The 20804-nt window shown below is 43.1% G+C and carries 19 protein-coding genes and 3 other annotated features; of the genes, 16 read left to right on the forward strand and 3 right to left on the reverse strand.

Features of this window, described 5'->3' with window-relative positions; translation table 11 throughout:
- Positions 1 to 109: 109 nt before the first annotated feature.
- The 12 genes from ACWF5P_RS01050 (at position 110) to ACWF5P_RS01105 (ending at position 12534) form a co-directional block, all read left to right on the forward strand.
- Positions 110 to 1591, forward strand: coding sequence for a sigma 54-interacting transcriptional regulator (locus ACWF5P_RS01050; RefSeq protein WP_434167704.1), 1482 nt, complete (start codon positions 110 to 112; stop codon positions 1589 to 1591).
- 268 nt (positions 1592 to 1859) lie between these two features.
- Complete coding sequence (gene kamA, locus ACWF5P_RS01055; protein ID WP_434169722.1) at positions 1860 to 3302, forward strand: lysine 2,3-aminomutase; 1443 nt, start codon at positions 1860 to 1862, stop codon at positions 3300 to 3302.
- Between the two features lie 2 nt (positions 3303 to 3304).
- The gene (locus ACWF5P_RS01060) at positions 3305 to 3571 is read left to right on the forward strand and encodes a YokU family protein (protein ID WP_179891117.1); all 267 of its coding nucleotides are present in this window, start codon (positions 3305 to 3307) and stop codon (positions 3569 to 3571) included.
- 65 nt (positions 3572 to 3636) lie between these two features.
- Positions 3637 to 4500 carry a putative beta-lysine N-acetyltransferase gene (gene ablB, locus ACWF5P_RS01065; protein WP_434167703.1) on the forward strand — a complete coding sequence of 288 codons (864 nt, stop codon included), beginning with the start codon at positions 3637 to 3639 and terminating at the stop codon, positions 4498 to 4500.
- A gap of 12 nt (positions 4501 to 4512) precedes the next feature.
- Complete coding sequence (locus tag ACWF5P_RS01070) at positions 4513 to 4752, forward strand: 4Fe-4S domain-containing protein (RefSeq protein ID WP_434167702.1); 240 nt, start codon at positions 4513 to 4515, stop codon at positions 4750 to 4752.
- A 44-nt stretch (positions 4753 to 4796) separates the two neighbouring features.
- A complete protein-coding gene (locus tag ACWF5P_RS01075) occupies positions 4797 to 6164 on the forward strand; it encodes an aspartate aminotransferase family protein (RefSeq protein WP_434167701.1) in 1368 nt (455 codons plus the stop codon).
- A 10-nt stretch (positions 6165 to 6174) separates the two neighbouring features.
- Positions 6175 to 6873, forward strand: coding sequence for a 3-oxoacid CoA-transferase subunit A (locus ACWF5P_RS01080; protein ID WP_434167700.1), 699 nt, complete (start codon positions 6175 to 6177; stop codon positions 6871 to 6873).
- Positions 6858 to 7520 (forward strand): 3-oxoacid CoA-transferase subunit B, encoded by a 663-nt coding sequence (locus ACWF5P_RS01085; protein ID WP_434167699.1) that lies wholly within the window; start codon positions 6858 to 6860, stop codon positions 7518 to 7520. The genes ACWF5P_RS01080 and ACWF5P_RS01085 overlap by 16 nt, the downstream gene beginning before the upstream one ends.
- Positions 7521 to 7539: 19 nt before the next feature.
- Positions 7540 to 8730, forward strand: coding sequence for an acetyl-CoA C-acyltransferase (locus ACWF5P_RS01090; RefSeq protein ID WP_434167698.1), 1191 nt, complete (start codon positions 7540 to 7542; stop codon positions 8728 to 8730).
- Positions 8731 to 8732: 2 nt separating this feature from the next.
- Complete coding sequence (locus ACWF5P_RS01095) at positions 8733 to 10058, forward strand: peptidase (RefSeq protein WP_452444489.1); 1326 nt, start codon at positions 8733 to 8735, stop codon at positions 10056 to 10058.
- Positions 10059 to 10179: 121 nt separating this feature from the next.
- Positions 10180 to 11673 carry an amino acid permease gene (locus ACWF5P_RS01100; protein WP_452444617.1) on the forward strand — a complete coding sequence of 498 codons (1494 nt, stop codon included), beginning with the start codon at positions 10180 to 10182 and terminating at the stop codon, positions 11671 to 11673.
- 261 nt (positions 11674 to 11934) lie between these two features.
- Entirely contained in the window at positions 11935 to 12534 is a 600-nt protein-coding gene (locus tag ACWF5P_RS01105) for a DUF7010 family protein (RefSeq protein ID WP_452444490.1), read from the forward strand.
- Between the two features lie 44 nt (positions 12535 to 12578).
- Here ACWF5P_RS01105 and ACWF5P_RS01110 read toward each other — a convergent pair whose 3' ends face one another.
- Positions 12579 to 12854, reverse strand: coding sequence for a hypothetical protein (locus ACWF5P_RS01110; protein ID WP_452444491.1), 276 nt, complete (start codon positions 12852 to 12854; stop codon positions 12579 to 12581).
- Positions 12855 to 12976: 122 nt separating this feature from the next.
- Positions 12977 to 13197 (forward strand) — a binding site (T-box leader).
- Between the two features lie 30 nt (positions 13198 to 13227).
- Positions 13228 to 13449, forward strand: a binding site (T-box leader).
- Between the two features lie 31 nt (positions 13450 to 13480).
- Positions 13481 to 13702 (forward strand) — a binding site (T-box leader).
- 60 nt (positions 13703 to 13762) lie between these two features.
- On the opposite strand from ACWF5P_RS01110, the gene thrS reads away from it, so the two are divergent.
- The gene (gene thrS / locus ACWF5P_RS01115; protein ID WP_452444618.1) at positions 13763 to 15670 is read left to right on the forward strand and encodes a threonine--tRNA ligase; all 1908 of its coding nucleotides are present in this window, start codon (positions 13763 to 13765) and stop codon (positions 15668 to 15670) included.
- 137 nt (positions 15671 to 15807) lie between these two features.
- Here thrS and ACWF5P_RS01120 read toward each other — a convergent pair whose 3' ends face one another.
- Together ACWF5P_RS01120 and ACWF5P_RS01125 are read right to left on the reverse strand one after the other, a co-directional pair.
- Positions 15808 to 16347 carry a hypothetical protein gene (locus ACWF5P_RS01120; protein WP_452444492.1) on the reverse strand — a complete coding sequence of 180 codons (540 nt, stop codon included), beginning with the start codon at positions 16345 to 16347 and terminating at the stop codon, positions 15808 to 15810.
- 132 nt (positions 16348 to 16479) lie between these two features.
- Positions 16480 to 17106 (reverse strand): LysE family transporter, encoded by a 627-nt coding sequence (locus ACWF5P_RS01125; RefSeq protein WP_434167694.1) that lies wholly within the window; start codon positions 17104 to 17106, stop codon positions 16480 to 16482.
- A gap of 268 nt (positions 17107 to 17374) precedes the next feature.
- Here ACWF5P_RS01125 and asnA point away from each other — a divergent pair, with 268 nt between their 5' ends.
- The 3 genes from asnA to ACWF5P_RS01140 all read left to right on the forward strand — a co-directional run bounded on the left by asnA (position 17375) and on the right by ACWF5P_RS01140 (position 20721).
- Positions 17375 to 18370 carry an aspartate--ammonia ligase gene (gene asnA / locus ACWF5P_RS01130; protein ID WP_434169719.1) on the forward strand — a complete coding sequence of 332 codons (996 nt, stop codon included), beginning with the start codon at positions 17375 to 17377 and terminating at the stop codon, positions 18368 to 18370.
- A gap of 333 nt (positions 18371 to 18703) precedes the next feature.
- Positions 18704 to 19936: an MFS transporter gene (locus ACWF5P_RS01135; protein ID WP_230176604.1), complete on the forward strand. Its 1233-nt coding sequence runs from the start codon at positions 18704 to 18706 to the stop codon at positions 19934 to 19936.
- Positions 19937 to 20088: 152 nt separating this feature from the next.
- The gene (locus tag ACWF5P_RS01140) at positions 20089 to 20721 is read left to right on the forward strand and encodes a LysE family transporter (protein WP_434167693.1); all 633 of its coding nucleotides are present in this window, start codon (positions 20089 to 20091) and stop codon (positions 20719 to 20721) included.
- Positions 20722 to 20804: the final 83 nt, after the last annotated feature.

Raw genomic sequence — 20804 nt, forward strand, 5'->3', positions numbered from 1 at the left:
TTATTTGACCTTATTATTCTATTGCCTTTGTGCTGAAGTTTGATTTTAATAAGAATAAAGAGATGAATGTTTCCCATTAAATGCTATAATTTACAGGTGATTCTATCAAATGACAGAGAACGGAGATGAAGAAATGAAATCTTCAGTAAATCAGTTTTCCACTCAATTTGAATGGATATTGAATGTGATCAATGTGGGTGTCCATATTGTGAATAAAGATGGGGATACGGTTTTTTACAATGAAATGATGGCGCATATCGACGGGCTGGATCGGGAGCAAGTGCTGGGGGAGAATATTTTTCAGCTTTATCCTTCATTGACTGATGAATCCAGTACGCTGCATGTAGCATTGGAAAAAGGCAATGAAACGATTGAGTCGATTCAAACATATGTCAATTTAAAGGAGAAAAAAATAACGTCGATCAATAGTACGTATCCTTTATATGAGGATGGTGAAATTATTGGGGCAGTGGAAATCGCTAAGGATATTACGAAGGTCATGAATATGTATGACCAAATTGTCGATTTGCGTTCCCAGCTGGCCGAGACCCATAGGAAAAATAAGTTCTCTGAAGGGTCGGCGACCTATCATTTTAGTGATTTGATCGGTAATAGCCCTGCTTTTCAGCAAGCGATTTCATTGGCTAAAAAAGCGGCCCGTACACATTCCCCAGTCATGATTTATGGACCAACAGGGACAGGGAAGGAACTGGTCGCGCAAAGTATACATAATGTAAGTGCTCAGCGAAATCAGCCTTTCATCGCGCAAAACTGTGCGGCCGTTCCAAAGGAATTGATGGAGGGGCTGCTGTTCGGCACGACGAAAGGGGCTTTTACCGGAGCGATGGATCGCATGGGCATTTTTGAGCAGGCAAATGGCGGTACTCTTTTCCTTGATGAGCTCAATAGCCTCGACCTCGGTCTGCAGGCAAAATTGCTGCGGGTGCTTCAGGAAGGTGAAGTGCGCCGTGTTGGAGGTTCGAAGGAGCAAAAGATTAATGTGAAAATCATTGCTGCGATGAACATTTCTCCAGAAGAGGCGTTGGAGCGGGAAATCATTCGTTCGGATTTGTTTTTTCGCCTCAATGTCGTAACGATCCAGATGCCTTCTCTTTCCGAGCGTAAAACGGATATTCCGGAAATCGTCAATCACTTTATTCAAAAATTCAACAAATCATTTTTTACGGAAGTGCGCGGGATCAGTCAAAAGGCGATGCAGAGGCTTCTTCAATATCCATGGCCCGGGAACATTCGTGAACTGGGACATGCCATCGAGTTAACCTTTAACGTCATGGACGCTGGGGAAGATATGATTGATGAACATCATCTTCCTGCTTATCTTTTCCCTTCAGGAAATTATGCTGCAGCAAATGCGCAGAGCCAGCCTTCCCCATTGAAAAACAGGATTGATTTACCTGTCGTTCTTGAAGAAATGGAAAGGGAAATGATCATCAATATGTTCGAGAAATATAACGGGAATATCAGCAAAACGGCAGAAGCCCTCAATATTAAAAGGCAGGGACTGCAATATAAGTTAAACAAGTACGGCATTGAAAAAGTTTATACGGCAGGGTCGAAGGATTCAAAGTGAATGCAGGTTTTTTGCAAACGCTGCCACTTTCTTGATCATGTTGTAACCTGAAGAGGGCTCTTTTGTATAGAGACCCTCTTTTTTTGATTTTTTGCTTGGCGCAAAGAATCTGGCTGCAAAAAATTATGCGTATTGAAAAATTTCTTGCGATTTTAAGCTCGATTTGTCCCTTTTTGCTTATGTTTTCCATGTTATTCATGTTGGCATCATTCTTGCGAGAGTATATATATAAGTTCTAAGAATAAAGGGGGCATTTTAAATGAATTTGATGGGATTGGATGTAAAACATAAAGAATACCTAGGTGGACGCAGGCATTATAATGATATCGAATTGTGGAAGGATGTAACGGAAGAGCAGTGGAATGATTGGCTCTGGCAATTGACCAATACGATTAAAACACTGGATGATTTGAAAAAGGTCGTCAACCTGACACCTGAAGAAGAAGAAGGAGTCCGGATTTCGACTCAAACGATTCCGTTGAACATTACGCCTTATTATGCTTCTTTGATGAATCCCGATGATCCTCGCTGTCCGATTCGTTTACAGTCGGTACCGCTTTCGGCAGAAATGAACAAGACTAGATATGATTTGGAGGATCCGCTGCATGAGGATGAGGATTCCCCTGTTCCAGGATTGACGCATCGATATCCGGATCGCGTTCTATTCCTTGTAACGAACCAATGCTCCATGTACTGCAGATATTGTACTCGACGCCGTTTCTCAGGTCAGGTTGGCATGGGTGTTCCCAAGAAGCAGCTTGACGGGGCGATTGAATATATCCGGAACACTCCGGAAGTGAGGGACGTGCTGATCTCTGGCGGAGACGGCCTGCTGATCAATGATAAGATCCTTGAATACGTATTGAGTAACCTACGTGCCATCCCGCATGTGGAAATCATTCGGATCGGCACACGTGCACCGGTCGTTTTCCCGCAGAGGATTACAGAAAATTTATGTAATATTCTGAAAAAGTATCATCCGGTTTGGTTGAATACACATTTCAATCATTCGCTTGAACTGACGGATGAAGCGAAAAAAGCATGTGATATGCTGTCGATGGCAGGCGTACCGCTTGGTAATCAGGCAGTCATCCTGGCTGGAATCAACGATAGTGTACATATCATGAAAAAGCTTATGCATGACTGTGTAAAAGCAAGGGTAAGACCTTATTACATTTATCAATGTGATCTATCTGAAGGGATTGGCCATTTCCGGGCGCCGGTTTCAAAAGGACTTGAAATCATTGAAGCGCTGCGCGGCCATACATCAGGATATGCAGTGCCTACCTTTGTGGTGGATGCTCCTGGCGGAGGCGGAAAGATTGCCTTGACTCCGAATTACCTTCTTTCGCAAAGTCCGGATAAAGTCGTTTTACGGAACTTTGAAGGAGTTATCACAAGCTATCCGGAGCCGAAGAATTATGTTGCCGGCAGTGCAGATGCTTACTTTGATGAAGTGTATGGTACTGCGGATAGGAAAGAAGCCGTCGGGATTTCCGCTCTCATGACGGACGAGAAATTCAACTTGGTGCCAGAAGGCCTTCGTCGTCTTGACAAGAGAAAAGCGTATGAAGTCACTGAGGAACATGCTTCATTGAAGGATCGCCGTGATAAACGGGATGAAATGAAGGAAAAATTAAGGTTGGCACAAGAAAAAAAGAATGCCTTGGCCGCCAGCGGCTCGGTGAAATCTGAAGGCAAGGAGGAATGAAGATGGATTGCTTGTGGTGCAACGCCCCAAACGTGGAAGAAAGTGAAAAGAAGGATTGTTACTGGATCATGCCTGACGGGAAACGCTCAATAAAAGTCCTTCAAGTTCCGGCCGTGAACTGTCCTGAGTGTGGAATCTATGTGTCCGATTCGATGAATCAAAAGGTGGATGAAGCCTTATCTATATATGATGTGAGTGAATATCCTAATGAGTTCACGTATGATCAGCTTCTTCAGGCACCTATCAAAAAATTATTCAATTGGAAATAGAATGCCGGGAGAAGCGGATGATAGGCATCTCTTCTCCCGAATTCTTTAAATAAGGGGGGTACATAATGCCTGTTCAAAAGCTGCCTTTTTTCACCCAAGCGGAGACTGGGGATTGTTATACGATGGAGCTCTATCATGATCATGCCAATCAGCGCTTGCGCATGGATGATTATCGGGGAAATATCAAAAAAGCGATCGATCGGGCCCTTGCCATCGCAAAGGAGCAGGGCTTTACAAAAGTGATACTTAAAGCAAGGAATGAAGATTTATCGGCGGCGTTAGGTCAAGGATTCATGCTGGAAGGAATATTGAGCAAGTATTTCAAAGGGAATGATGCCTATTGCATGGCCTTCTATTTAACGGATGAAAGGCGGACAAGCGACTTTTGGGTCAAGGAAGATATAGTCATCCAAGATGTAACCACGGTTCCTAGACCGAATGCATCTCAGCAAATACCTGACGGTTATATCCTCCGGTCTGCTACGGAGAAAGATGCACAAGAGCTGGCGAAGCTATATGGTGCCATTTTTGAAACCTATCCTACACCGATGAATGATGAGCGATATATCAAGAAAGTGATGGAGGAAGGGACGATCTTTAGTGTTATCGAATTTGAAGGAACCATCGTGAGTGCTGCATCCGCTGAAGTGAATGAGATGTATCATAATGCTGAAATAACGGACTGTGCAACAATTCCCCAGCATCGAAAGCATGGTTTCATGAAGGTGCTCATCTCCGCATTGGAACAAGAATTGTTCAGGAAAAACATTTATTGCTCTTATTCATTAGCGCGATCATTGTCAATGGGCATGAACGCAGTCTTTCATCAGCTGGGGTATGAATATGGAGGCAGGTTAACGAAGAATTGCAATATTTGGGATAAGTATGAGGACATGAATATTTGGGGTAAAGATTTATCCCTCAAGTAGGAGGATTTTTCTATGGCTAAATACACATGGGTTGATAAAGAAACCTGCATTGCTTGCGGGGCGTGCGGTGCAACAGGTCCTGAGATTTATGACTATGACGATCAAGGGATCGCTTTCGTCATCCTGGACGATAATCAGGGGATTGCCGAAGTTCCTGAAATCCTGCATGATGACATGCAAGATGCCATGGAAGGCTGCCCTACGGAATCCATCCTGATTCAGGATGAGCCTTTTAGTCTTTTAAGAACGTAATAGATTAATAGATAATATGTACGAACGTTAAAAGGAGAGATGAAATGGAACGAAATCATTTGATTAAACCTACTTTAGATCAGGACTATCCCACTATCTCTCATGGGAATGGAATTTATCTTTATGATACAGATGGAAAACAGTATATAGACGGCTCATCAGGTGCGGTCACGGCAAGTATTGGACATGGTGTAATGGACGTTGTCGATGCAATGACGGAGCAGGCCCGCAAGGTTTCTTTTGCATATAGGTCTCATTTTACGAGCGGAGCCGCAGAGGCATTGGCCAAAAAGCTAAGTGAGCTGGCTCCAGGGGATTTGAATTGGTCATTTTTTGTGAATAGTGGATCGGAAGCGACTGAAACGGCAATGAAGATCGCAATTCAACATTGGCAAGAAAAAGGGTTTGAGCGAAAAAATCGCATAATCTCCAGGTGGACGAGTTATCACGGGATCACGATGGGCGCTTTATCGATGTCAGGCCATGTACCAAGAAGAAAACGTTTTGTGCCGCTATTGGAGGATTTTCCTAGCATATCTGCTCCCTACTGCTATCGCTGTCCTCATAATAACGAAACTTCAGGATGCAAGCTTAAGTGTGCAGACGAACTGGAGACAGCGATTCAAAGGGTCGGCTCCGAAAATGTCGCAGCCTTCATCGCAGAACCGATAATCGGGGCATCCGCTGGTGCTGTAACACCGCCGGATGGCTACTATCAAAGGATTAAGGAAATCTGCGAAACCTATGACATTCTCTTTATCGCCGATGAGGTAATGACGGGAATCGGCCGGACAGGAAAAATGTTCGCAATGGAACACTGGGGAGTCACCCCGGATATCATCGCATTGGGTAAAGGAATGAGCGCCGGGTATACTCCAATCGCAGCCACGATGATTACTGACCGTGTCATGGAGCCCATTTTAAAAGGCTCGAAATCTATCATGGCTGGACACACATATAGTGCAAACCCTCTATCTGCAGCCGTTTCATTGGAAGTGCTTTCCTACATTGAGCGCAATGACCTGGTTCGCGCAGCGGAAGAGAAAGGCCAATATCTGTTTAAGAAGCTTCAAGGCTTGGCCGAGAAATTCGACATCATCGGTGATGTAAGAGGGAAAGGGCTTCTCCTTGGACTTGAGTTTGTCTCAGATCGGGTATCAAAAACGCCATTCGACTTGCAAATCGGCCTGACTCCAAGGCTTGTCAATAAGGCTTTTGCGAAGGGGTTGATAATCTATCCTGCTGCAGGTGCGATTGAAGGAATCGCTGGTGATGCGGTTATCATATCTCCGCCATTAATCATTACGAATGAAGAAATCGATCGCCTCGTCAAGATACTGGAAGCTTCCCTCGAAGAGTTGCAGCAAGAATTGCACGCGGAAGGTTTGATTGAAGACATGCAGGCTATTTAGGAGGAACGGTATGAAGCAGGTCATTACGAAGAAAAACAAAATTGTGACCATGGAAGAAGCGCTGGAGCATATTTCCGATGGATGCACACTCATGTATGGCGGATTTGGAGGAGTGGGGACTCCTCCGACGCTTGTACAGGGTATCCTTGACAAGGGCGTTAAGGAATTGACCTTGATTGGCAATGATACTGGATTCCCTGATATCGGCATTGGCCGGCTTGTGACTGCTGAAAGGGCAAAGAAAGTGATTGCCTCGCATATCGGATCCAATCCTAATGCCGGCAAGCTCATGACTGAAGGAAAGCTGCAAGTCGAATTTTCACCGCAGGGTACATTAGCCGAACGGATTCGTGCCGGCGGTGTAGGCTTAGGCGGGATTTTTGTCGATGTCGGGATTGGTACGATAGCCGAAGAAGGCAAGGACAAGATTGTGATAGAAGGAAAAGAATATTTGGTGGAAACCGCTTTGACGGCTGAGGTCAGCATCGTCCATGCCAAAAAGGCCGACTCACTTGGGAATTTAGTGTACGACAAGACTGCATGTAATTTCAATCCGCTGGTCGCGATGGCTGGAGCCTTCACGATTGCTGAAGTGGACGAAATCGTTCCTGCAGGCGAATTGGATCCGGAATGTATTGCCACACCAGGCATTTATGTAGATATGGTGATTCCGACAAAAGGGGTGAATTGGAAATGGGCATGGCAGTAGATGTACGAAATCGCATCGCGAAACGCGCCGCCAAGGAAATCCATGATGGACTGATCGTCAATTTAGGCATCGGCATCCCTACCTTGGTGGCAGATCATATTCCTCAAGATATCTCTGTGCTGTTCCATGCGGAAAATGGAGTTCTCGGTACCGGTCCAAGTCCTGATCCCGGGAAAGAGGATCCTGCCCTCTGTAATGCGGGAGGTTTCCCGATCACCACTGTACCGGGAGCTTCTTACTTTGACAGTGCAACGGCATTTGGAATGATCAGGAAAGGATACATCGACATCACCATACTTGGAGCCCTGGAAGTCAGTGAAAAAGGGGATTTGGCGAATTGGATCGTCCCAGGAAAGCGGGTGCCGGGGATGGGCGGGGCAATGGAGCTGGCCCAGAAAGCCAAAAAGGTGATCGTCCTGATGAATCACGTGAATAAGCAGGGTGAATCGAAGATCTTGAAGACATGTACGCTTCCATTGACGGCAAAGCAGAGTGTGGATTTAATCATTACGGAAATGGCAGTCATGGAAGTTACATCGGAAGGATTGGTGCTGAAGGAAGTCATGACGCCATATACCGTGGATGATGTGATAAGGAATACAGAGGCAACATTGAAAATCCATGCTGCCGTTAACACCATTGAATAGGTAAGAGGAGGAAAAAAGCTTGAATGAGGTTGTCATCGTTGCTGGGGCGCGAACTGCAGTTGGATCCTTTGGAAAATCACTCAGGAATGTTAAAGCTACCGAATTGGGCCGTCAAGTATTGGAAGGTTTAATGGAGAATTCCGGTTTGGGTAAAGAAAAAGTCAATGAAGTGATTTTCGGACACGGCTATGTCCACGGAGGCGGACTTAACTCGGCACGAATTTCGTCGCAGCTGGCATGTTTCCCACACAATGTCCCAGGACACGTTGTAATCAAAGCATGTGGATCAGGTTTAAAGGCCATTACCAACGCCGCTTTAACTATCGCTGCTGGTCAAGAAGACGTCATTATTGCCGGCGGAGTGGAGAGCATGAGCAATGTGCCTTATATAGTGAAAAATAGATGGGGCGGTAAATTTGGAAACTTAACGATGGAGGATGCTCTGCTGGCAGATGGATTAATATGTTCCTTGGAAAATGATCATATGGGAATCACTGCCGAGCGATTGGCTGAAAAATATGGTATCCGTCGTGAAGAACAGGATAAATTTGCTTATCAAAGCCACAAGAAGGCTTGGAAAGCTATAGAAGAGGGTCGCTTTAATAGAGAAATTATTTCGCTTAAAATCAAGGGTCGAAAAGGACTTCAAATCTTCAACCATGACGAAGGGGTACGCGAGGACATTCATCTAGATCAACTAGCCAGTCTTCAGGCAGTATTCAAAAATGAAGGAACCATTACGGCAGGAAATGCCTGTCCTATGAATGATGGGGCTGCAGCTGTACTTTTAATGTCCAAGCAGCAAGCAGAAGAAAAGGGATTAAAACCGCTCTTGAAAATAAAGGCTTTTGCCAGTGCAGGAGTTGAACCTGGAGTTATGGGGATTGGACCAGTACCCGCTACTCGAAAGGCATTGGAAAAAGCAGGTCTATCGTTAGGGGATATCGGACTGATTGAACTTAATGAAGCCTTTGCTGCCCAAGCACTTGCAGTGATCAAGGAGTTAGATTTGAATCCGGATATTGTCAATGTCAATGGGGGGGCAATTGCACTTGGTCACCCTGTAGGAGCAACAGGTGCAAAATTGACAGTCACACTGATGCATGAAATGTTGCGTTCACAAGTTAAGTACGGAATGGTAACGTTGTGTATGGCAGGCGGAATGGGACTTTCAGTAATCTATGAGAATATGTGTAATGAAGGAGGATAAACGTGCCGGATATAAAAAAACGGATAAACCAATGGATCAAGGATCATCGGGAAGAAGGAACGAACCTATTGCAAAAAATGGTACAAGCCCCGAGTACGCAAGGAAATGAAGCGGGAGCACAGGCCATCGTCGCCCAAAAGCTGCAGGAAATGGGTTTGCAAATCGATAGTTGGGAACCTGACGGCGGCGAGCTGAAAAAGCATTCTTATTTTTATTCTCCGCGCAGTGAATTTTCCAACAGCCCCAATGTGGTAGGTATCATGAAAGGGACTGGAGGCGGACGTTCCATCATCTTGAACGGACACATCGATGTGGTTCCGGACGGAGACCGGGATCAGTGGGACGACGACCCATATAGCGGAGCGATCAAGAATGGAAGGATGTTTGGACGCGGCGTAACCGATATGAAGGGTGGAAATGTATCGCTGATCCTGGCGATGCAGGCATTGAAGGAAAATGGCATCCAATTAAAGGGAGATGTCATTTTTCAAAGTGTGATTGAAGAAGAAAGCGGCGGGGCCGGAACATTAGCGGCAGTCCTGAGAGGATATAAAGCCGATGCCGCCCTGATCCCTGAACCGACGAATATGAGAATCTTCCCGAAACAGCAGGGTTCGATGTGGTTCCGAATCCATGTTAAAGGACGGTCAGCCCATGGCGGAACAAGGTATGAAGGCGTTAGTGCGATTGAAAAAAGCATGACCGTCATCAATCATATTCGTGCCTTGGAAGAAAAGCGAAATGCACGTATCAGTGATCCGCTTTATCAGAACACGCCCATTCCGATTCCAATCAATCTAGGTGTCATTGAAGGCGGTAATTGGCCGTCATCCGTTCCCGACCTTGTGAAAATTGAAGGAAGGATGGGCGTTGCGCCGGAGGAAACGATGGAGCAGGCGAAGGAAGAAATGGCTGCCTGGTTATTGCAGCTGGGGGAAGCGGACCAATGGTTCAATCAAAATCCGCCCGTATTGGAATGGTTCGGGGCACGCTGGGTTCCAGGGTCAATTGATGTAGAGCATGAACTGATGAATGCACTTGTTCATCAATATCGGCAGGTTGCCGGACAGGACCCGGTCATTGAAGCCTCCCCTTGGGGAACGGACGGGGGATTGCTGACACATGTCGGTGAAACGCCAGCAATCGTTTTCGGACCAGGAGTAACCGAGGTTGCCCACTATCCAAATGAATACATCCTGCTCGACAACGTGTTCTCCACAGCCGAAATCATTGCGCTTACTCTAATTCAATGGTGTGGAATGGAGACTGAGCAGGATGGGGTCACCCAGTCCGGGAATAGGGAGACGATACCAGGCAATGGCAATTAAACTAAGATAGCTTCCCAGCAAGTGAAGCGAACGATTAGTCTTTCACAAAGCGGTTGTTAAAAAACTCTTTTATTCTTGAACTTTTAACTTTAAAAGAAAATGAGGTAGGAACCTTATGGACATGAATCTCATTGATAATCAAGAACCGACAGTTAAAAGGAATCCCATTAATAATCAAGAACCGACAGTTAAAAGGCAACTGAAAGCAAGGCATATGACCATGATTGCCATCGGCGGTTCAATAGGAACCGGACTATTCCTGGCGAGCGGGGCAACCATCCAGAGCGCAGGGCCCGGCGGTGCCCTCGCTGCCTATGCCTGCATTGGGATCATGGTTTATTTCCTGATGACGAGCTTAGGGGAAATGGCGACATATATGCCTGTGTCGGGATCCTTTTCCACCTATGCCACACGCTTTGTTGATCCCGCATTCGGCTTTGCACTTGGCTGGAATTATTGGTTTAACTGGGCAGTCACCCTTGCCGTGGAAATAGCTGCAGCAGCCATCATCATGAAATTTTGGCTCCCTGATGTACCCAGCCTGATATGGAGTGCCTTATTTCTTGGAATTGTCTTCACCCTCAACGCCCTATCCATTAAAAGCTATGGTGAATCTGAATATTGGTTTGCACTAATAAAAGTCATTGCCATCATTTGCTTCATCATTATTGGTTTATTGACCATATTGGGGATTTTTGGCGGAAAGGTGATCGGATTTGAAAACTTCACCATGGATGAGGCACCATTCAAGGGAGGATTTTTATCGATCATCTCAATCTTTCTAATCGCCGGATTTTCTTTTCAAGGCACAGAACTGGTTGGTATTGCTGCCGGGGAAAGTGAAGAACCCGAAAAAAATGTTCCGAATGCAATCCGCCAAGTATTTTGGCGCATCCTCTTATTTTACATCGGGGCCATCCTGATACTTGGTCTCTTAATACCGTATACGAGTCCAAGCTTGTTGAACGGAGATGTCGAAAACATTTCTGTAAGCCCTTTCACGCTTGTCTTTGAACGGGCAGGGTTGGCATTCGCTGCATCCGTCATGAATGCAGTCGTGTTAACCTCCTTACTATCCGCCGGGAACTCGGGGCTATATGCATCAACAAGGATGTTATGGTCGATGGCAAAAGATCATCAAGCTCCCAAATTCCTGGCCAAAGTCAACCGCAGGGGAATCCCGATGAATGCCTTGATCATGACATCCTTAATTGGAGGATTCGCATTCTTGACCTCCATTTTCGGGGACCATGTATTTACATGGCTATTGAATGCATCCGGGCTGACTGGCTTCATCGCCTGGATTGGAATCGCCATAAGCCATTATCGCTTTAGACGTGCCTATGTTGCACAAGGTGGTGACCTAAACGAATTGAAATATAAAGCAAAATGGTTTCCATTCGGTCCGATTCTTTCATTCGCCCTGTGCATGCTCGTCATTGCAGGACAGAATTATGAAGCATTCCTAAGCGGCAGCATCGACTGGTATGGCGTTGCTGTCTCCTATATCGGATTGCCGATATTCCTGGTAGTCTGGTTAGGATACAAGTTTTATCACAAGACCAAATTAATAGCATTAAAAGATTGTCAATTCGATAAATCAGATGTGGCTTGATACCAATGGAAAAAACCTGAGACCCCTTTGGGGACTCAGGTTTTTTTATGGGGATTTGTATGAAAATCCAGGTATATCTCCTAAAATAGGAATATATCTCCGAAAATCCAGTTATATCTCCGAAAGCGGAAATTATCTATTAAAGTTCGCGATATGGTAATTTTTTTAATAAAATCATTTTATTGCAGCTGAATAATCGGGGAGGGTGCGCAATACTATTATTCTATGTACGATATTACTGTGGATGAAAGGAAACTGATGATGAAAGAGGCGTTTCGCGGTTCTGGAATTGGAGTCATTTTCATGGCGTTCTTCGGTACACTATGGGCAGGTACCGGTGTAATGGGATTGCAGGGGTGGGGGTTTCCCTACGTGGAACTCGCAGCCATATTGGTCGGAATCATAATGGTTATCGGAGGCATATCATTAATTCATGCATCACAAAAAATGTCCAATCAAGTTTCAGAAAATGGGGCTAGGCGTCTGAAGCGTATCGGATTTTTGTTTAATATGGTCTTCATTGCCGAAGGTTTGCTGATCGGGATTGCCATTGCCATCTGTAACTTGATAGATCAGAACGATCTTATACCAGGCGTCATCGCCATTATTGTTGGGATTCATTTTTTACCTTTGGCGTCACTTTTCCAAATCAAGGTTTACTATGCAACAGGAGTGCTTCTCTGTTTATTGGCGCTTATCACATTGCTTATTGTGCCAGACACCGTCATGTTTGGGGAGCATCAAATCCTTGCACCGTTATCATTGCTCGGCTTCGGATGTACGCTAATTCTCTGGACCACTGGACTTACGCTATGGCTTGGAATAAAGAATTCAAGTCGAATGATAGCCGATGAAGATTGAACTCATCAAAAAACCCGTCATGAAGAACGGGTTTTTCATTTCGATTAATTTTTCATCCAGGTCAAGAGCCTGACAATTTGAAATGGCTCATTCCAAACGAGAATGAAACTTAAAAGAAAGAATGCAGCCACGGCCAAAAACTTCGACTTTCCTTTTTCATTGATAAACATGGCCCCGAAACTGCAAAACATACCAATAAGCAACGCACCGAATCCTGAAATCATAAGCAGCTCGGAAGCTTTTGCTAAAGCAAGGGAACAGCAAAATGATAGTGTACCAATCACTGCAAATACGATAGACCAATTGCTTAAACTTTTCATAGAGACTCCTTTTTTACTAATTATACCAATTTAGTGTTTGTAATGAAATTAATAAATTTGAGGTTGTCACTTATGGGAATATATTGTAATATATATAACAATATAAAAATCCATTTACATTTTTAGAAGCATTGATAAGGACATGAATCATTTTTACGGTCTGCAGAGAGGGAGGGGCAGCTGCGAACTTCCTGGCTTAGGAAACTGATTTACCGCCTTTGAGTTATATCGGTGAACAAGAGTAACTGATATCGTCTAAGCTGCGTTACAAGCTCCAGAGCCATGAGTGTTTTTTGCTTATGGGAAATTGGGTGGAATCACGGGTAACGCACTCGTCCCTTACTTAGGGATGGGTGCGTTTTTTATTATTATAATTTTTGCCATGATAAGGACAATAATCATTTTTACGGTCTGCAGAGAGGGGAGGGCAGCTGCGAACTTCCTGGCTTAGGAAACTGATTTACCGCCTTTGAGCTATATCGGTGAACAAGAGTAACCGATATCGTCTAAGCTGCGTTACAAGCTCCAGAGCCATGAGTGTTTTTTGCTTATGGGAAATTGGGTGGAACCACGGGTAAACGCACTCGTCCCTTGCATAGGGATGAGTGCGTTTTTTTATATATAAAAATATTGCCATGATAAGGACAATAATCATTTTTACGGTCTGCAGAGAGGGAAGGGCAGCTGCGAACTTCCTGGCTTAGGAAACTGATTTACCGCCTTTGAGCTATATCGGTGAACAAGAGTAACTGATATCGTCTAAGCTGCGTTACAAGCTCCAGAGCCATGAGTGTTTCTTGCTTATGGGAAATTGGGTGGAACCACGGGTAAACGCACTCGTCCCTTGCATAGGGATGAGTGCGTTTTTTTATTACTAAAAAAGGGGTGTTTATGTGATGGGTGAAAAAATGATTAAAGTTCAATTCCCGGATGGGCAGCAAAAGGAATATCCGCAAGGGATGACAGTGGAAAGTGTGGCAGGGTCCATCAGCTCAAGTTTAAGGAAAAAGGCAGTAGCAGGAATACTGAATAAGCAACTGGTTGACCTAAGTTTCAAGTTGAATAAGGATGCCGAACTGTCGATCTTGACTCTGGATTCGGATGAAGGATTAGAAGTTTTACGACATACATCGGCGCATGTTTTGGCGCAGGCTGTGAAAAGGCTATACCGAAATGTGGAATTAGGGATGGGGCCAGTCGTGGAAGATGGTTTTTACTATGATTTTAAGTTAGACCATCCTTTGAGTTCAGAAGATCTACAAGCCATTGAAAAAGAGATGGAGCATATCATAAGTGAAAATCTGGAAATTAAAAGGATCGAAGTTACTTATGATGAAGCTGTAAAGTTATTCGTGGGCAGAGGGGAGTCATTCAAGTTGGATATAGCAAAGAACATCCCTAATGGTGAAAAATTAACGCTTTATCAACAAGGGGAATTCGTCGATCTTTGCAGAGGGCCGCACCTTCCATCCACTTCATTTGTAAAATCGTTCAAATTGACTCGTGTATCTGGTGCCTATTGGCGGGGAGACAATCAAAATGAAGTGCTTCAAAGGGTGTATGGCGTGGCTTTCCAAAAGAAAAAAGATTTACAGGAGCATTTTGAATTTCTGGAAGAAGCGGCTAAACGCGATCACCGTAAATTAGGGAAGCAGTTGGAGTTATTCATGTTTTCGGAGGAAGCCCCTGGAATGCCGTTTTATTTACCGAAAGGACAAATTGTTAGAAATGAATTGGAGAAGTTCTCACGGGAGCTTCAAACTGAAGCTGACTACGACGAAGTTCGCACTCCTTTCATGATGAACCAGCGGTTATGGGAACAATCGGGTCACTGGGATCATTACCATGAGAATATGTACTTCACTGAGGTGGATCAAACAAAATTCGCGATGAAGCCAATGAACTGTCCGGGTCATATGCTTATATTCAAAAACAGTCTTTATTCTTACAGGGATTTACCCATCCGGATGGCCGAATTCGGTCAAGTCCACCGTCATGAATATAGCGGTGCATTGAACGGGATGCTGCGTGTCCGTACATTTTGCCAGGATGATGCCCACATTTATGTTCGGAAGGATCAAATCGAAAGTGAAATTAAACAAGTGTTTCATCTGATTGATAAGGTGTATCGCACTTTTGGATTCGAGTATTCCGTGGAGCTCTCGACTCGTCCAGAGGATTCAATGGGCGATGACTCCCTTTGGGAAGCTTCTGAAACAGCCTTGAAAAATGTTCTGGAAAGCATCGGGATACATTATCAAGTAAATGAAGGGGACGGGGCATTTTATGGACCGAAAATTGATTTTCATATTAAAGATGCATTAAAAAGAAGCCATCAATGTGCTACAATCCAGCTTGATTTTCAAATGCCCGATAAATTTGATCTGACTTACATTGATGAAAATAATGAAAAAGTCCGTCCGGTCGTCATTCATCGTGCCATTTATGGATCGATCGATCGTTTTTTTGGAATTCTGATAGAACATTTTGCCGGTGCATTTCCCGTATGGCTCGCTCCGGTGCAAGTACAGATCATCCCTGTCTCACAGGTTCATTTGAACTATTGTTTAAAGGTTCAAAAAGAACTGAAGAATAAAGGCATAAGAGTGAAAATCGATGATCGGAATGAAAAGCTGGGGTATAAAGTCAGGGAAGCACAGATGGGGAAAATCCCATATATGCTGGTTCTTGGAGATAAAGAAGAGAAAGAAAATGAAGTGAATGTCCGGAAATATGGGGAACAAGAATTTGAAAATGTCGCAATAGAAGTGTTCATTAAGAAAATGGTACAGCAAATAAAAGAACGCGGCAACTAACAAAAAAGCAGCTTAATCCGGAACTCACGAGTAAATGTGCGAAATTCACGAGTAAATACGCGGAACTCACGAGTAAATGCCCATTGGATTAGGTTTGGATAAAAAAAGACAGCCGGAATATTTCGGCTGTCTTTTTTCTATCTACAAATCCATACCCAGCCAACGCCCTGAACGAACTGCTGGAAACAGTTACCGCCCGGTCCGCCTTGACCGCCACCTTGTCCGCCGCCTTGTCCGCCTCCTTGACCGCCACCTTGTCCGCCGCCTTGTCCGCCACCTTGTCCGCCGCCTTGTCCGCCGCCTTGACCGCCGCCCTGACCGCCGCCCTGACCGCCGCCTTGACCGCCGCCACCGACAGGGCAAGTTAATCCTAGATATTGTAATCCGACTATATCTGTATGATGAATCTCATTCGGGATGCCACCCTCGAGTATCTGTACCATACCAGTAGCAGCATTGAACCCCATCAAAATAAAGGTGTGCTCGGTGTTACCCCAAAAACCTCTGAAACAATGACCTTGTCGGCCTGCGTTTAAATGACTCTGAATAGTAGCTAATGGAACCAGTGTTTGTACTGGCATTCTGTAATCATAATAAGGCAAATTGGCATAAGAATTATCATAATAATATGGATCATTATAATATGGAACATTATAAGGGTAATAATTATTATACATTTAAGAAATCCTCCCTTTGTGTTTACCCTTTCAAGCTATGAACAAAGAGGGATAAGTGTCCGACATGGACAAAGATGGACATTAAAATGGGTTGCCTATTTTATATATTTAATGAATGTAAGAGTAAACTCTTTATGTAAATAAAGCCTTGGCTGCTTGGATGGCAAAGTAAATGCCAATCCCTATAAGGGATATTCCTGAAATGATCGAGATGCCCATTAGAATGGGGTTGGATAAAATGCGTCTGAAGGTGCTGGCGATGATGGCCATTGCGAAATCCCAGGTTAAGAGGCCGACAAGGATCCCTGAACTGTATAAAAGCAATTGATCCATATCATATTTTGAAGCGGAGTTTGCCAGAATGGATCCGTAAATTCCAAGCCAAAACAAAATGGATAAAGGATTCGAAAGGGACATGATGAATCCTGTCAGGAATGAAGAAATAAGGGAATCTTTCGCTTTTCGTGCATTCACTTCAATCTTACCTGCACTTAACAGACTTTCGATTCCGGTATAGGTCAGGACGAAAAATCCAAACAGCCATAAAAATGTCTTCATGAAGGAGTTGTCCAAAAAGTGGACGACACCGAAAAAGACGAGGGCTATAAATACAAAATCAGCTAAAATGGCACCCCAGCCAAAAACCCAGGCATGCCAAAAACCCTTCTTGATTCCTTGGTCCAATTGAGCAGCATTTATGGGACCGATAGGAGCCGCCAGTGATAAGCCTAATAATACATAGCTGAAAAAAACACCCAATTCATCACCTCATCGTTTGTTACATCTTCACTTATTTGAATGTATTCAGATAATTAGACTTGTACCACATTTTTGACCCTTTTTTTGAGTGGATATGGTGAATCATTGTCCGGTTTGCTGCTTATGGATGTACCTAGTCGTGACATGGTGTTTTTGTAACAACACAGAAAACTCCTTCATAATGTAATTTAGTCAAATGGAAAGACGCCAATTTTAATGCATGCGCTATTCAAAGCGGAATTGGAGGATAATTATGCCTGAATTATCGATGCCGAATAAATACAAAACAATTCTTGATATCATGCATACGGATATTGCAATAAATGAAATTAAGAATCATTTTGAAGAAGGAATTTCAAATGCGTTAAACCTGATAAAAGTATCAGCACCTATCATTTTAAATGAAGGTAATGGCATAAATGACAATTTAAATGGTGTGGATCGGATTCTTACCTTTGAAGCTCTGGATATTAAGAATAAACAAATCGAAGTGGTTCAATCTTTGGCGAAGTGGAAAAGAATCACTCTATCTAGGTATGGTTTGGCGTGTGATGAAGGCATTTACACAAATATGAATGCGATAAGACGTGATGAAAAACTGGATCATTTACACTCTTTATTTGTGGATCAATGGGACTGGGAGAAAGTCATAACGAAGGAACAGCGTAACGTAGATACATTAAAATCTGAAGTAAAAAAAATATATAGAGCCATTAAATCGACCGAATGTTATATGTTTGAATTCCATCATCTGCTTAAGCCTGTGTTACCTGATGACATTCACTTCATTACGACCCAGGAGTTGGAGGATTTATACCCGAATCTGACTTTGAAGGAAAGGGAGAATGTGGCAGCGAATAAATATGGTGCAATTTTCATCATGAAAATTGGCGGAGAGTTACAATCGGGGGAAAAGCATGATGGACGTTCACCGGATTATGATGATTGGGACCTAAATGGAGATATCGTTTTATGGAATCCACTCTTGGAATGTGCTTTTGAAGTTTCTTCAATGGGAATTCGAGTAGATGAAAAGTCACTGTTAAAACAATTAAGATTATCCAAAAACGAAAATCGTAAGGTGCTCGATTATCATAAGGCCGTATTGGAAGGAAAGCTTCCGTATTCAATAGGTGGAGGAATAGGGCAATCCAGATTATGCATGTTTCTGCTGAAGAAAGCACATATTGGCGAGGTTCAGGTTTCGGTATGGAATGACCAAATATTAAAGGATTGTGAAAAAAGGAATATTATTCTTTTATAAAGACGAAAGGAGGAAACCCATTATTAAACAGAATGGGTTGAGTTTGTAGACAAAAGGGGCTCCAATTGAAATCACGTTGATATTTTACACTCTCTAAAATGTAGGCAATCTAAATTAATATCGAGTTGTCAACAGTCTGACCCATTCTTAAACAGAATGGTTTTTTTGTTTTAAAGGTAATAGGGGTAATTTTGGGTAAAGCGCTACTGAATAAATCTTTCTGCGCTATAACATAATAATTGAAGACATCTAATAATGATGCAAAACAAATTAGTTTCACAATGTTACCTTTTATGCAATAAGTTGCTTTTATAATGGATGAGGAGTGTAAGTATGGAGGGTCATGAGAAGCAAAATAAAGATGTAAGCGTATGGTGCCTGATCAGTATGGCATCGATTCCATTGGTAATGACACTTGGAAATTCAATGCTTATCCCGGTTTTGCCCATTTTCGAGGAAAAGGTGGGAATATCTTCATTTCAATCCAGTATGGTTATAACAAGCTATTCCGTAGCATCCATTTTTTTAATTCCTATAGCGGGTTATTTATCAGATAGATTTGGACGGAAAATGGTGATTCTGCCAAGCTTGATCCTAGCCCTTATCGGCGGCTTGATCGCAGGTTATGCATCATGGAAAATGGAGAATCCATACACATGGATCATCATTGGGAGGGTATTGCAAGGGATTGGGGCGTCTGGGGCCTCGCCCATCATTTTGCCTCTGGTGGGGGATCTATACAAGGATGATGATGAAAAAACCAGTTCTTGTTTAGGAATCATAGAAACCTCGAATACATTTGGGAAAGTACTGAGTCCAATACTGGGTTCCCTGTTTGCTGCATTTATCTGGTTTTTACCATTCTTCTCAATTTCATTCTTCAGTTTAATATCTATTGTCTTGGTCTTTTTCTTTATAAAGGTACCAAAGGAGAAGGATGATCCGAAGAAATTCAAAGAATTCTGGCATGATACGAAAAAAATATTCAAGCAGGAAGGGAAATGGTTATATACAGTTTTCCTGATTGGTGTATTTGTCATGTTGGTTTTGTTTGGTGTTCTTTTCTTTTTGTCTGATAATCTGGAAAAAATCCATGATTTGCATGGAGTTAAAAAAGGTTTAGTAATAGCGATCCCGCTGTTTTTCCTTTGTGTATCTTCTTATGTTGCCGGGAAAAAAATCAAGGGTGAATTACCAATCATGAAAAAAATCATCATGATCAGTATAGCTGTTCTTTCAATCAGCCTTGTATTTGTCGGTTTTACAAAAAACAAGGTTTTCCTTTTATTACTCGTAACGAGTTTGGTGGGCATAGCGATTGGTGCGTTATTGCCGACACTCGACGCAATCATCACTCAAAATATAAAAAAGGAACAGCGGGGTACGATAACTTCCTTCTATATGTCATCAAGGTTCATTGGTGTTGCGGCAGGCCCTCCGGTCATGTCCCTTGTCATGAAAAATCATATCAATTTGACCTATATCATTTCAGGGATCATTGGTATAGGCATCGTTTTGATTGTTATGAAATTCATTAGTTCAGACAAAAAAGAAGCTGCTGCCTAATAGGTTTTTATGGAAGTTCTCCGAAAAAGCCGGGCTTTCCCACGGCTTTTTTTGTTTGTAAATCGGGAAATTTTTTTTGGCAAGTGGTTATAGGCTAAGGGTTGTCACATAAAATGTACAAGTCATGAACTAGCTCGAAGGAGTGATGCTTTTTGAGTGTACATTTACTGCTGAGTTACTTTTTCTTGGGACTTACCCTTGCAGCACCGATCGGTCCGGTGAACTCTGCTCGTATCGATAAAGGAATCAAGAACGGGTTTTGGCATGCCTGGATCGTTGGGGCAGGGTCGATGATTGCAGATGCCTTGTTCATGATTTTAGTGTATATAGGTATGGTAAGGTTTTTAGAAATTCCGATTGTCCAGATTTTTCTATGGCTTTTTGGGGGATTCGTGCTTATTTATTCTGGGGTCGAAAGTGTTTTACGAGTCAATACGATATTATTAAATGAATATAGGAATAAAGATTCTTTAATTTCCTGTTTTTTGACAGGGTTCATCATGTCTGTGACCAGTCCATTATCCATTTTATTTTGGTTGGGGATATATGGATCTGTTTTAGCTAAAACAGCTTCAAGTTATGGGACATCCCAACTTTTCATTTATAGCGGGATGATCTTCCTCGGGCTTACCTGTTGGGATTTTTTTGTAGCGGCATTAACGAATGGATTTCGCAGGTTCTTAAATGAAAAAAGCTTAATGGCCATTTCGATCATCTCTGGATTATCATTGGTAGGCTTTGGGGTTTATTTTGCATATCAAGGTATTTCTGCCATCATATCATAAAGCACAATGCTTTAGTTTATTACATAAGGTAGGGTATTTGAAAACTTCTTCCTTGCATAATTCATTGTGGCAATATCAACACT

It is taken from the genome of Peribacillus sp. NPDC055009 (genome assembly GCF_053608705.1).

Coding starts and splice junctions, on each gene's coding strand:
- ACWF5P_RS01050 (WP_434167704.1), top strand. CDS start 110: ATGACAGAGAACGGAGATGAAGAAATGAAATCTTCAGTAAATCAGTTT.
- kamA (WP_434169722.1), top strand. CDS start 1,860: ATGGGATTGGATGTAAAACATAAAGAATACCTAGGTGGACGCAGGCAT.
- ACWF5P_RS01060 (WP_179891117.1), top strand. CDS start 3,305: ATGGATTGCTTGTGGTGCAACGCCCCAAACGTGGAAGAAAGTGAAAAG.
- ablB (WP_434167703.1), top strand. CDS start 3,637: ATGCCTGTTCAAAAGCTGCCTTTTTTCACCCAAGCGGAGACTGGGGAT.
- ACWF5P_RS01070 (WP_434167702.1), top strand. CDS start 4,513: ATGGCTAAATACACATGGGTTGATAAAGAAACCTGCATTGCTTGCGGG.
- ACWF5P_RS01075 (WP_434167701.1), top strand. CDS start 4,797: ATGGAACGAAATCATTTGATTAAACCTACTTTAGATCAGGACTATCCC.
- ACWF5P_RS01080 (WP_434167700.1), top strand. CDS start 6,175: ATGAAGCAGGTCATTACGAAGAAAAACAAAATTGTGACCATGGAAGAA.
- ACWF5P_RS01085 (WP_434167699.1), top strand. CDS start 6,858: ATGGGCATGGCAGTAGATGTACGAAATCGCATCGCGAAACGCGCCGCC.
- ACWF5P_RS01100 (WP_452444617.1), top strand. CDS start 10,180: ATGAATCTCATTGATAATCAAGAACCGACAGTTAAAAGGAATCCCATT.
- ACWF5P_RS01105 (WP_452444490.1), top strand. CDS start 11,935: ATGAAAGAGGCGTTTCGCGGTTCTGGAATTGGAGTCATTTTCATGGCG.
- ACWF5P_RS01110 (WP_452444491.1), bottom strand. CDS start 12,854: ATGAAAAGTTTAAGCAATTGGTCTATCGTATTTGCAGTGATTGGTACA.
- thrS (WP_452444618.1), top strand. CDS start 13,763: ATGATTAAAGTTCAATTCCCGGATGGGCAGCAAAAGGAATATCCGCAA.
- ACWF5P_RS01120 (WP_452444492.1), bottom strand. CDS start 16,347: ATGTATAATAATTATTACCCTTATAATGTTCCATATTATAATGATCCA.
- asnA (WP_434169719.1), top strand. CDS start 17,375: ATGCCGAATAAATACAAAACAATTCTTGATATCATGCATACGGATATT.
- ACWF5P_RS01135 (WP_230176604.1), top strand. CDS start 18,704: ATGGAGGGTCATGAGAAGCAAAATAAAGATGTAAGCGTATGGTGCCTG.